10 protein-coding genes are annotated in these 12,660 nt (G+C 44.7%); 6 read left to right on the top strand and 4 right to left on the bottom strand.

Features of this window, described 5'->3' with window-relative positions; all coding sequences use genetic code 11:
• The first annotated feature begins 267 nt into the window (after nucleotides 1–267).
• The 3 genes from pyrC to A3756_RS10510 all read left to right on the top strand — a co-directional run bounded on the left by pyrC (nucleotide 268) and on the right by A3756_RS10510 (nucleotide 5,165).
• Nucleotides 268–1,305, top strand: a complete 1,038-nt coding sequence (gene pyrC, locus A3756_RS10520; protein ID WP_068516767.1) for a dihydroorotase — start codon at nucleotides 268–270, stop codon at nucleotides 1,303–1,305.
• Nucleotides 1,306–1,538: 233 nt separating this feature from the next.
• On the top strand, nucleotides 1,539–2,654 hold the full coding sequence (locus A3756_RS10515; RefSeq protein ID WP_068516764.1) for a methyl-accepting chemotaxis protein: 1,116 nt from the start codon (nucleotides 1,539–1,541) through the stop codon (nucleotides 2,652–2,654).
• A 342-nt stretch (nucleotides 2,655–2,996) separates the two neighbouring features.
• On the top strand, nucleotides 2,997–5,165 hold the full coding sequence (locus tag A3756_RS10510) for an immunoglobulin domain-containing protein (protein ID WP_197470008.1): 2,169 nt from the start codon (nucleotides 2,997–2,999) through the stop codon (nucleotides 5,163–5,165).
• Between the two features lie 81 nt (nucleotides 5,166–5,246).
• Here the strand turns inward: A3756_RS10510 and A3756_RS10505 are convergent, their stop codons facing one another.
• The 4 genes from A3756_RS10505 to A3756_RS10490 form a co-directional block, all read right to left on the bottom strand.
• On the bottom strand, nucleotides 5,247–6,281 hold the full coding sequence (locus A3756_RS10505) for a hypothetical protein (RefSeq protein ID WP_068553465.1): 1,035 nt from the start codon (nucleotides 6,279–6,281) through the stop codon (nucleotides 5,247–5,249).
• A gap of 113 nt (nucleotides 6,282–6,394) precedes the next feature.
• The gene (locus tag A3756_RS10500) at nucleotides 6,395–7,123 is read right to left on the bottom strand and encodes an SGNH/GDSL hydrolase family protein (protein WP_068516756.1); all 729 of its coding nucleotides are present in this window, start codon (nucleotides 7,121–7,123) and stop codon (nucleotides 6,395–6,397) included.
• Nucleotides 7,124–7,317: 194 nt separating this feature from the next.
• Nucleotides 7,318–9,702: an RND family transporter gene (locus tag A3756_RS10495; protein ID WP_068516754.1), complete on the bottom strand. Its 2,385-nt coding sequence runs from the start codon at nucleotides 9,700–9,702 to the stop codon at nucleotides 7,318–7,320.
• 45 nt (nucleotides 9,703–9,747) lie between these two features.
• A complete protein-coding gene (locus A3756_RS10490) occupies nucleotides 9,748–10,878 on the bottom strand; it encodes a YCF48-related protein (RefSeq protein WP_082865196.1) in 1,131 nt (376 codons plus the stop codon).
• 76 nt (nucleotides 10,879–10,954) lie between these two features.
• Between A3756_RS10490 and A3756_RS10485 the strand changes: the two genes are divergently transcribed.
• From A3756_RS10485 to A3756_RS10475, 3 genes are all read left to right on the top strand, one after another.
• Nucleotides 10,955–11,869, top strand: a complete 915-nt coding sequence (locus tag A3756_RS10485) for an alpha/beta fold hydrolase (RefSeq protein ID WP_068509332.1) — start codon at nucleotides 10,955–10,957, stop codon at nucleotides 11,867–11,869.
• Nucleotides 11,870–11,931: 62 nt separating this feature from the next.
• The gene (locus tag A3756_RS10480; RefSeq protein ID WP_068553464.1) at nucleotides 11,932–12,342 is read left to right on the top strand and encodes a YeeE/YedE family protein; all 411 of its coding nucleotides are present in this window, start codon (nucleotides 11,932–11,934) and stop codon (nucleotides 12,340–12,342) included.
• Nucleotides 12,339–12,660 (top strand): DUF6691 family protein (locus A3756_RS10475; protein ID WP_068553463.1); only part of this gene is annotated, 322 nt, incomplete at its 3' end. The genes A3756_RS10480 and A3756_RS10475, both read left to right, overlap by 4 nt.

Genomic DNA, 12,660 nt, shown 5'->3' with positions numbered 1-12,660 from the left:
GGTCACATTTCAATTAACCCGAAAGGTCGCACAATTGAGCGTTTGAGAATTTTACGTGCCAAGCAGTCAAACGGAGATATGCCTAATACCAGCGGGCTTACCTCTCAGACCATGCAGGCCTGCTTGGCAAAATAGAGTTGGCAAAGTAAGCGCCTGAGATCCCTCCAGACAAGTTAGTCATCCATACCTTGTCCTCCCACCCTGAATTTCCTGAAGCCTATATTTTCAGGCATAATATAAGCTTAAATTTTTGATTCAGGATATCCCATGCAAGAAATCACTATTCAAGCCCCCGATGACTGGCACCTTCACTTTCGAGATGGAGACATGCTCGCAGAAACTGTCCCGGCAACCGCTCGGTGCTTTAAGCGAGCGATAGTGATGCCTAACCTTGTCCCGCCTGTTGTTAACACAGAAATGGCACTTGCTTATAAAGCCAGAATTGAAAACGCTATACCTGAAGGAGTCGATTTCACTCCCTTAATGACCCTATATCTGACAAACGATACAAAGCCCGAAGACATTACTCGCGCCAAGCAAGCGGGCATTATTGCAGCCAAGCTTTACCCAGCAGGAGCAACAACCAATTCCGATGCTGCAGTTTCAGCCTTGAACGAGCTTTACCCGGTTTTTGAGGCAATGCAAGCTTGCGACATGTTATTACTGATTCACGGTGAAGTGACCTCTCATGAGGTTGATATCTTTGATCGGGAAAAGTTTTTTATTGAACAACACCTAGCCCCTATCACCGAAAAATTTACCGAGCTAAGAGTTGTTTTTGAGCATATCACAACCTCTGAAGCTGCTCAGTTTGTACAAGCAGGCTCAGACAAACTGGCCGCAACGATCACTCCCCAACACCTGCTCCTTAATCGTAATGACCTGCTCGTAGGCGGTATTCGGCCCCATAACTTCTGCCTACCTGTACTTAAACGCAACACCCACCAAACAGCGCTTAGAGAAGCTGTAAAGAGTGGCTCAAGCAAATTCTTCCTTGGAACCGACTCAGCACCTCACGAAAAGGCGAAAAAAGAGTCATCTTGCGGCTGTGCTGGCTGCTACAGTGCCTGGAGCGCTATAGAGCTTTATGCGCAAGTATTTGAGGACCTTGGAGCGATCGACAAGTTCGAAGGCTTTGCCAGCCATCACGGCCCAGATTTTTACCAACTACCACGCAATACCAGTACTATCACACTTCAAAAAGAAGAATGGACCATCCCGGAGCAAATCATTCTCCCTAATGGCAATCCAATTGTTCCTTTTTATGCCGGGCAAACAGTTAACTGGAAGCTAAAAACAAAATAACTCCAGATCTCACCGTCTTGGCCGATATAAGCCAAGACGCCGCTGATTGCGGTCGTTATTTTTTCTACAAACATTGTAGAAATACGTAAGCATACTAGACTTATTCAAACAAGCTAAAACGATTGCTTCTAGTGACACTGAGGCCAGACTTGCTCGCTAAATAGGCTCGTCTTGTCGTTCGCACTCGAAACATTTTAGCGCTCGGTTCTTACACTGGTGATAAAGGTCACTCAATGAAATATGAATACGCTTGTCTGCTTTTCCTGCAGGTTCTCGCAACTGGCTGGCTAGTCATCGCACCGCCGCTACCAAGCTACGTCATCGTTCCCTTAGTGTTCATGACAATGATCGTTGGCTTTATGATTTGGCAACGCATTGAGCGATCTTTAGTGCCCTATGACCAAACACCGCGAGCAAAACGGGCGGCAAGAGAAAAGCAGGCGCAAATTGAGTTATTCGATAAAATCCACCATATGATGGATGAAAAAATTGCGCTTATCGCCCAGCTTGCAGAGGATACTGAAAAACTTACACACTCGCTTTCTGACGATACGACACAAACTGCAGAGACAATCGAACGGGCAGACAGCTATGCTAAATCATTATCAAAATCTTTAGATGAAAACCTTGAGCCCAGCACACTAGAAAGCCTCAACAACTTTGGAGAAGTTTCGAATCAGGCCTTAGCCCAGCTGATTCAGCAATTTGAAAACATTCAGGCGGCTTCTGTTACTTTAAACCAGAACTTTGACGATATTGATGCACGTTTTCATGAAGTAGTTGAGCATCTAGAAGATATAAACAAGATCAACTCACAAACCAACCTCCTTGCGCTCAATGCCGCGATTGAAGCCGCTCGAGCAGGCGATGCAGGAAGAGGGTTTAGCGTTGTTGCAGATGAAGTGCGCACGCTTTCAGTTCAAACAGATGATTTTAATGACAAGATCAGCGCTAAACTGGCAGAAACCGAAACCATGTTCAAAGAGTCTGTTGAGTGTCTGGATATTGCTGCCCAAGCCGACCTATCCAACACCCACCAAGCAAAGGAGACATTGCTAAGCTTATGGGAGCATTTGCAACCTGAGGACCCAGAAAATAATCCCAACCTGCCCTTGATCGCCTCTCTCAAAGAGGAAATAGAGCAGTTATATAACATTTCAAATACCGAGAAACTGTCCAGCGATGCAATTCAACAGAAAGCATACAAAGTTTATCAGGATTCGCAGCACTTCAAGGACTTCTTCGGTCCTATATTGAGTGATTTCAAGCAGCTATATAGCTGTAAAGACGAAGACCAGCAAGAAATTCTCCGACGCGCACTCTCTAAGCGAGTAAATAAAATCCCCTAAGTCTTACTTTTACTGGTACAGACAAGACAAAGCTATTACGTAATGTTAATATCACTTTCACACAAAGTTACAATTCTTTAGTTAGAATTTTAACTATCGGATAAGGATTTCAGGATCTTGGCTCATACATACCTATAAGATATAGAGATTAGCAGCGTTACTCTATTAATAACTGCACATTACGCAGAAGCCCGTTTTAGATTCTTTACGTTTATTCCAACTGTTGAAATCGCGCATACCACTATACATTTGCGGTTTTTAGCCCTTTCTTGCGTCATTTTATAGGAAGGGGCGAGTTGTTGAATTATGCCTGTCCATAATGAATATTTCGAATGTACAACTATGAAAGCAAAAGATACAAGTCAAATAGCACTCTCCAAACTATGTACACTGCTAATGTGTTTGTTCTTAAGTGGCTGCGAATTTTTTGATAGCGACCGGCAAGATAACAATGTTGATGGACGTGCTGTTAAAGGCGTCATCAGCAACGGCATAATCAGCGCATACCGAGCCGAAGATAATAGCCTGATCACACAAACACGCAGCGACTCATCCGGCTATTTTTCACTAGACTTAAACGAACTTGAAGATGGCACGCTCGTTCTACTCTCACTAAGCGTAGATACTGATACTCGCATGCTTTGCGACCTGGTAGAAGGCTGTATTGAAAAAATATCTGGCCAAACACTTTCGTTTGGTGAAGCAGTCAGACTCCCAGCTTATTTTCAACTCTTAGGTCTAACAAGCAAGCAAACCCACTCCACAACGTTTCTTTCACCTTTAAGTCACCTTATTGTTAAAACTGCGCAGTCTCTGCCTCAGGGCTTAAATGCGCAAAACATAGTAACAGCCACTCAGTGGGTCATGGAAAGTTTTGACTTAGAGAGCGACCCCTTAACTACCCCAACACTTGACCTAACAAAGCTCTCGGATGCAAGTGACGAATCTCTAAAGCAAGCAATTCTAAGCGCTTCTCTTTATGAGCACGCGCTTGATACAGAGTGGATAGGCACGAACCAATTGCTTGATCATATTCCCTTAGCGAACGTGTTCTACACAGCAAGCGACCTAGCAGAGCAGCTTTCTGCATACCTGGACACCTACTCTGACAACGGAAATAGTTATGCTAGCGCACTGAGCAGTATCACCAATGATGCTCAAAATATTGCAGAAGATCTCGACAGCGCTGAGCTTCAAATTCAAACTCAACCGCAGTCCATACATACCAGTGAATCACAAAGCTTTTCTTTGTTTGTTCTCGCATCCGGAGCGGGAAGCTTAAGCTATCAGTGGCAGAAGGATGGCGAGAATATCCCGGGCGCGACAGCAAGCTCCTACAATAAAACGAGCGCTCAACTTAGCGATTCTGGTTTATATAGTGTCACCATTTCCAACAGTGAGGAAACTATCCACTCGCTAGAAGCCCTTGTCTCAGTGGAAGAAAACGTGTTACCCGTCAGCATATCCCAGCAACCTAGCGCTAGCATCGTCACTGAAGGGGAAACAATCTCTCTCAGCGTCTTAGCGACTGGCGGAGATCCAATCAGCTATCAATGGCAAAAGAACGGCTCCTTAATTCCTGGCGCAACACATAGCACTTTAACGATTAGCCCAAGTTCAATAAGTGACACGGGAAGTTACCGAGTATCGATTAGCAACAATGTTTCCCAGGTTTATTCAAACTTTGTCAGCGTTACCGTCAATGAACAACTTGCAGCACCCAGCATTAACTCGCACCCCGTTTCATTAACAGTATCCGAAGGAAGCTCCGCTTCATTTAGCGTCAACGCTGGCGGTGGAGGCTTTCTGACTTACCAATGGCGACACAATGGCACGGATATTAGCGGCGCATATAGCAATACCTTAAGCCTAAACTCAGTCGAGTTAAGTGATGCAGGGAGCTATGATGTGACAGTTAGTAACACGCAAGGCTCCGCTACATCTTTCAGTGCAAACCTAAGCGTATTATCTATAAGTGTACCGGTAAGCATAACCCAGCAGCCCTATTCACAAGAGATCAACGCGGGTGAAAGTGTAGACTTAACAGTTCGCACTAGCGGAGACGGCCCATTCTCATATCAGTGGCTATTCAATGGCGAAGAGTTAGTTGGCGCTAATTCGCAGGACTTGAGCATCAGCAATGCGGGTATCGAAGATACCGGCTTATATTCTGTAGTCGTCAGTAATGCCAGCAGTGAAGCTTACTCACAAGAAGCCTTGGTCTCGGTTAACTCTCTACCTTCTTCACTCGAGCTAAGCTGGTCTGCGCCAAGCACACGTGAAGACGGCAGCGCACTGGAAAGTAGTGAAATTTCAGCATATGTTATCGAATATGCTTATAACAACACCGAGCTAAACCAAAGCATTCGTATTAACAGCACAGGTAGTGAGACCTACAACTACATAATCAGCGATGTGCAATCAGGAACAATGTACCTGCGTATTGCAACAGTCGATAGCAATGAGATTCAAAGCCAATTCTCTGAAACGATTTCTATCGACATCCCTTAAAGCACTTGTTAACGCTATTCAGCCACAGAGGTGAATAGCGTATCTCCTCTCCTTAGCTAGAAGTGTTGGCATACGCGACTCTTAGTTATTACCAAACTTCCTAGGCCTGTTAAAACGCCAGAAGTCCATTTCCTCTTCCCTTTGAATCGTAACAGCTTCATGCTCAAAGTATTTTTGCCTAAGCTCGGCAAGAGACTCATCAAGCTGTTCTGCATCAAGGCTCGCCACCAATTCAGCTCGCTCAGCCATATAGGCGTAACCAGTTTGCCATCTCGCCTCACGTTCTTGGTCCTTTGCAGCAAGTGTTTCAATTTGCTCTTCTGAATAACCTAACTGGCGCCGAATATTATCTATCTCTATCTGTCGCTCTTCAGCAGGCATTTCAGACAAACCCTTTTGAACAGAGCTAAGGTTAAAAAAGGCTCGAGAGATTACCCCTTCACTAAGGGCTGCGTCCTGGACACTTCCAGCTAAATTTTCATCAATTGCACTACGAAGTTGAAATAGCTTTTCATCCAGGCTCGTCTCATTTGATTGATCTAGCTGATGAAAAACTTCCTGCATTCTAAGTTTGCTTTGGTTAAGGTTATCTTTCTCATCTTGCCAAATTAGTTCGGCATCACTGCCAAAAATTTCTCTACGCTTTTCCCAGAGCATACCGTTTTTTGCTAAAGGAGATAATTCTTCCAGGTATAAATACTCTTCTGAAACCCAGTTTTGGTAGCGCTCTAAACCTTCAATGACACGAAAAATAGACTCGGCAAATTCAGGGAACGCTGCAAGCACAAGGCGAGTAAAACGCTCCTCCCCACTTTCCGGATACTTTTCCAATATATAACGTTTTACTGTTAAAAGACTCGCTTGAACCTTCAACTCGGCAATATTTTCTTTATAGTCTGCTCTTAGCTGAGCTAATATCTGAAGATCAAAGTCATCGTATTCCGAAGCGCCTAACTCAGTTTCGTTAACAGCTTGAACCGGCACCTCCAGGCTATAATTTCCTAAGATACTCTCTGGCTCCAGAGAGGTATTTGCTATATCCATCGAGTTAACGCTCAACTGATAGACAGTAACACTACCAGCTACCACTACCAGCCCAATAATCGATTTCTTCATTGATTATCATTCCTTAAAATGAAAACAACCCACTTGCTTCACAAGTGGGTTGCCTAATTAAGATATCCAATAGATAGCCTGCTACGATATCAGGTCGCAGGCCCTATCCTCTTTTATAACATTGGCTGCAATACTGGCCAAATAAGGTCAGCGAGCTTTTGCGAGCCACTGGTCGCAGGATGGATACCATCAATAATAATATCGCGGTCATTGATTACTGAGCGAGGGTCGATAAAGGTACAATTTGCTGTAGAGTTCGCACATGCCTGGGCTAAACGCATATCGCCATAATCAACCGCTTCTTCCACATCATCCAACCAAAGTAGTGCATTTTTAGGGTAGTAGTAGCCAAGGAAGATAACGTTTTCAACACCATTTGCATCGATATTATTCAACAAATTAACGACATCAACATACAAGTCGTCAATCAGGTTTTTACAAGAAGAGCTTAAACCCCACCACTGATACCACTCTGTCTTACAGTTGTACCAGTCAAACATAGTAATGATAGGGATAAGAATATCGTTACCTGCAGCATCCATAACGATCGTCTGGATATTCGGATTATCGTTCTTGGCAATCTCGAATTGCGTTGCAATATCAGTTGCATAGATACCGCCCGTTACTTCTGCACCCGAGATAGTATATTGACGGAACGTTTCTCCAGCATAGTCTTCAAGAATATCCTGAATCTTACCGGATAAAGCGAAAATCGAATCCCCAATGGTTACAACTTGATCGTTGTCAGCGTCTGTTACACGGTCATTGCTGACTAGACTACCAACACCGCCACAGCCTGTGAGTCCCGCAGAAATAAGTAATAATGCGATTATTTTCTTCATAATGAGTCCTTTTTATTTTATGTAATGATTGTTTTGTATAATCTTTTTACACAACATCAGCCCACGCTAGACTTGATGTAAAAAAGGCACATTAGCATTATTAGCCGGCGCCTCTCCATGACAGCACTTGCCTGTTTTTGACATTTGCGGTCACGAGTTCAAAGTTGTCGACCCGGTCTCGACTCTGAGTTATCTCAGGCCAGGTCATCTCGATACACAACAAGCTCATCCTCCTCACCATCTTTGACAAAGTAATAGGCGAGCATGGGTAATAGGGTAATTGAGCCAAGCATATTCCAAAGAAACATGAAGGTTAACAGTATCCCCATATCCGCTTGAAATTTGATCGGCGAAAAGATCCAGGTTGTAGTACCGATAGCCAGGGTCAGCCCTGTAAAAGCAACGGCTTTACCCGTTGAGTGGAGCGTATGGAAATAAGCTCTCTGTAAAGTCATGCCTTGCGTTAGGTACTCCTCTAGACGAGAGTAGATATAGATACCGTAATCGACACCTAAGCCCACACCCAAAGCAATAATTGGTAAGGTTGAAACCTTCACACCAATGCCTAAAAAGGCCATCAAGGCCGTACATAGAATGGAAGTCATCATCAAAGGCATAACAATGCAAACAACGGCTCGCATAGAGCGGTAGGCGAGCAAAACCATCATTCCGACAATCACATAAACAATAACCATCATAAAAGTCTGTGATTCAGCTATCACCTGGTTAGTCGCGACTTCAATACCTGCATTTCCAGCCGCCAACAATATTTGCACCTCATCTGACTCAAAGGTCTCCGTGTAAGCCTCTACCACATCAACCGTTCGCTGCAAGGTTTCCGCTTTATGGTCATTAAGAAAAATGAAAATAGGGGCTAAGCTGCAATCGCGATTAATAAAGCCCGAAGGCACGTGCTGCAAAGAAGTGTCGATAATTTTCTGGTTTCTCGATAATTCAAACCACTTATAACTCCCTTCATTAAATGCTTTGGTGACCGCCTTTGAAATATTCACTATCGAAACACTTAATTGAACACCCTCAGTATGATTTAGCTCCCACTGCAAACGCTCCATTAAATCCATCACTTCATAAGATACACATTGCTCTTGTGGCGTCTTAACCATCAGCACCATGACATCAGCACTGGTCGAGTAGTTACTGGTAATAAATGCATTATCCAGGTTATAACGAGAGTCAGGGCGTAACTCGGGAGCACCCGCATCTAGCTCTCCAATCTTCAACCCCTGGGAGACATAAAGACCCATTGCCACAGCAAATTGCGCAAGAATAATAAACTGCAAAGCATATTTATGAGATGCCATCTTCGCTATTCTTGCCCATATCGGGCTGGGGTGCTTTTCTACCTTACGCACATGCGCGATACCACGCTTAGTCACACCAAAGTAAGACATAATAATAGGCAGCAATACCATATTGGTGATGATAATACTGGCAATACCAACACTGGCACCAACGGCCAAGTCTTTTATCACATCCACCTCAACCACAATCAGGGTCATGAAACCAATTGCATCACTAATCAAGGCAAGCATCGCTGGCACATAATGGTGACGAAAAGTACGAAGCGTTGCCTCGAGTGACTCAAACCCTGCGCCCATTTCGTGGGTCAAGCCATTGATAAACTGGACCGAGTGGCTAATAGCAGTCGCGAATATAATAAAAGGAATCAGCACCGAATAAGGATCAAGACCATAGCCTAGTAAGTGCATAATCCCCATTTGCCATACCACCGCAACAATGGAGCAGCCAACAGCTGCCAGGGTGCTGGTAAGACATCGGGAATAGTGAAATAGCAAAGCCGCAGTAATCAATACAGCAACAGCGAAAAAGACAACGATCGCAGAGAAACCTTCAATCAAGTCGCCAATTTTTTTGGCAAAGCCAACAATCTGAATGTTGACCTTAGATCCTTCTCCCGCGTAGCGCTGCCTAACGTTTTCTTCCAACACCCTAGAAAAGTCGAGGTAATTTAACGGCTCCCCCGTCTCTGGGTTTTTCTCCAACAAGGGGACATAGACAATCGAAGACTTAAAATTATTCGCTACCAGGCGACCGATTTCACCCGAGCGCAAGATGTTCTGTCTCATTTGTTCCAGGCTTGCGTCACTTCCATCATAGTCATGAGGGATAACTGTCCCTCCCTGAAAACCCTCTTCTGTCACTTCAACCCAGCGAACATTAGGCGTCCACAGAGACTTTAACCCTGTACGATCCACCCCTGGTAAATAGAACACTTCATCACTAATTTTCTCTAGTACATCCAGATAATCCTTATCAAAAATATCACCTTGCTTGGCCTCGACCGAGATTCGAATAAAGTTCGCCAGGTTCTCAAGGTCCTCTCTGTTCTCAAGGAAGTTGATAACATAAGGGTGCTCTAAGGGGATCATTCTTTCCAGGCTGGCATCAGGCCTTACCTTCGTCCCCATATAAGCCAAAAACAAAGATACAGAGAGGAATAAGCACAAGACAACCAGCCTTCGGCTAAATATCCACCGCTCGACCATTGGCTCAGCAAGACTAACGCTCTGTAACTCTTGTTGTTCGATTTCACTCATTATCGTTTTTCACTCTTCTTACTTTTCAAGTGTCAGATTCGCATCTTAATAAGGCTGAAAGTGGACACCATGATCACTCACCAGCACCAATTCAGAGTTCTTTAATGTCGCAACAGCGTTATAAGCCTCTAGACCCGACTGTTTAACTTTAGAGAAAGTCTTACCCTGGTCGGTGCTGCGTACAATCACACCTGAAAAGCCACTTAATATCACCACGCCATTTTCATCAATCGTAGAGCCGGTTAAGTTAGTCGTTGCAGGCGTAGCAACCTTATCCCATGATTGACCTTCATCGGCTGAGCTATACACATTGCCTTTCAAACCATAAATCAACACTTCTTTGACCTGAGGGACTTCCTGAATGCCAAAAAAAGAGCCTTCATATGGGCTATATAAGGTTTCCCAGCTCTCCCCCTGATCATATGAGGCGAACATTGTGCCGGCCTCACCGACTATCAAAACGGCACCAGTGGATAAAACAGCAATTGAGTTTAGGTGGTAACGGTCAAAATTCTCTAAACGGTTTGCCATCGAAAACCAGGTCTTACCACCATCCTCGGTTGCAAAAAATAAACCGTAGGCACCGACAACATAGCCTTTATCTTTGTTTTCAAAATACACTTCCAAAAGAGGGTTCGCTGGCCCTAACTGGCTATCAAACTCAGCATTCGATAGGGCGAATTCGGCATCATCTAAATCGTAGGACAAATCGTCCTGAGCTTCCTCATCGGCGGCATCGTACTCTTCCCGAAGAGCTTGATAGTCTGCTTTAGCACCGTCAAGGAGCAGCTCATTAGCTCGCTTGCCATCAAACTGAAGCGTCCAGTTTTCGCCAGCATCTTGCGTATGAAGAACCACGGCACTATGCCCCACTGCCCAGCCATGGGTATCATCAACAAAGTACATCGCTGTGAGCATCGTTGAAACAGGCACCTTTGCCTGAACCCAGTTTTCACCTCCGTCATTAGAGTAAGCAATGACGCCGCGTTCGCCGATTGTTAGCAATCGATCACCGAGAGTCGTGACATCAAGAAAAGCCGACTTCTCGACATTGTTGAAGGTTCGCGAAGGCTCATCTAAACGATCCTTTAATTCAAGCGCACTAAGTGGCCCTGCAAGCAAAAGCAATAGAAAAAGGCGGTGCAGCATTTTGAGGCAAGCATAGCTATTCAACATGATGTTCAGTATTCTTTCCGTAATAAGTAGGTGCTTAATAAATTTAGCTCATCAATAGCAATAAGAAAAAGAATTTATGCCATATATCAATACTGCTGACGGTCAGCGAATTTATGTGCGCGACCTTGGCCCCAAAAACGCTAACACAGCTCCGATCATTCTACTCCATGGCTTTGGTATGCAGTCTCTGCATTGGCTACCTTTTGCCCTGCCCTTAGCAAGAAAGCAGCGTTTTATCATTCCCGATTTGCGAGGTTTTGGCCTTTCCCATCACATCAACCATGACCGGGATTGCGTCATGTCCAATTACGCAGACGATCTACAGCAAATAATCACTTCCTTAGAGCTGGAGAGTTTTAAATTAGCTGGTATATCAATGGGCGCCTTTGTTGCACTTAAGTACCAGGAAAAATATAGCGACAATCAGGTTGAACGTTATCTACATATCGACCAAAGTCCCAAATGCCTTAATGATAGTGAGTGGAAATGGGGGCTTTTTGGCGCAGAAAACCAAGAAAGACTCTCCGAAGCGACAGACCTAATAGGCAAGCTAGACCCTTATATTGAGGCTCAGGCAGCCTACGACACCCTCCCCAAAACACTAAGAAAAGAGTTATGGGATAATTTAGCAAGCTTCTTCTCTGATGCGCTGTCTCGCTCATCCCACAAAGCGATTGCCAGGAGAGTATGCTCAAATGAGTTTTTGGCCCGCAAAATAATGCCTGTCGATAACTGGCCCGTTTACATCACCTGTCTGAAAGCCTACATAGAACAAGACTACGACATGCTCGACGTTATCGCTAAGCTGAATAGCCCGCTGACATTAGTCGTTGGGCTTAAATCAACGATGTACCCCTGTACCGGCCAACTCCGCATTGCCGACCATCACCCCAATTGCGATGTTCTCACTTTCCGAAACAGCGGGCATACACCGCTTATCGATCAACCTTATCGCTTTTTTCAGACACTAAAAGGTTTTGCCCAAGCCTAAATTTTGACCTAAAAAACTGTTATGCTGCCGCCGAAATTTAAACAACATTTCTCGGAGTACTCGTGGAGAATATAACACCCGCATTAATTGGTGGATTACTGATAGGTCTTTCGGCCAGCCTTATTATGCTTTTTTACGGTCGTATCACCGGTGTCAGCAGCATGATTCAGAGCCTTGTTAAGCGCACACAAGGTAATACCTTAAACAGTTTTGCCTTCTTAGCAGGAATGGCTTTAGGTGCATTGTGCTTAAGCGAGCTCAGCCAAATTAATTCTCAACCCATTCCAAACCATCCGGTTATTATTATCCTTTCCGGACTACTTGTGGGCTACGGTACGTCAATGGGCAGTGGCTGCACCAGCGGCCATGGCATCTGCGGCATTAGTCGCCTTTCCCTGCGTTCGATCATCACTACACTTTGTTTTATGACAAGCGGAATCATCACGGTAGCTATCGTGAGGCATGTCATATGAATGCTCTAATATATCTTTTCTTTGGTCTGTTATTCGGCCTGGGGCTCGCTTTTTCAGGTATGACTAACCCAGAAAAAGTCCTTGGCTTTCTCGACCTATTCGGCAACTGGGATCCGACGTTAATGTTTGTTATGGCTAGCGGCGTGGGAACGACCATGCTCGCCTACCATTTTATTTTCAAGCGTCGGCCGATAATAAATAGCGAGTTTTGTCTTCCAAACAAACAAAAACTGGATAAGCGGCTGATCATTGGTTCTGTTTTGTTCGGCGTCGGCTGGGGGCTTTATGGCTACTGCCCTGGCCCGGCTATTGCCGCCT

Source organism: Oleiphilus sp. HI0086, from assembly GCF_001635225.1.
The sequence above is the reverse complement of the archived record's forward strand: the minus strand, read 5'-3'. Positions and strand labels throughout refer to the sequence as shown.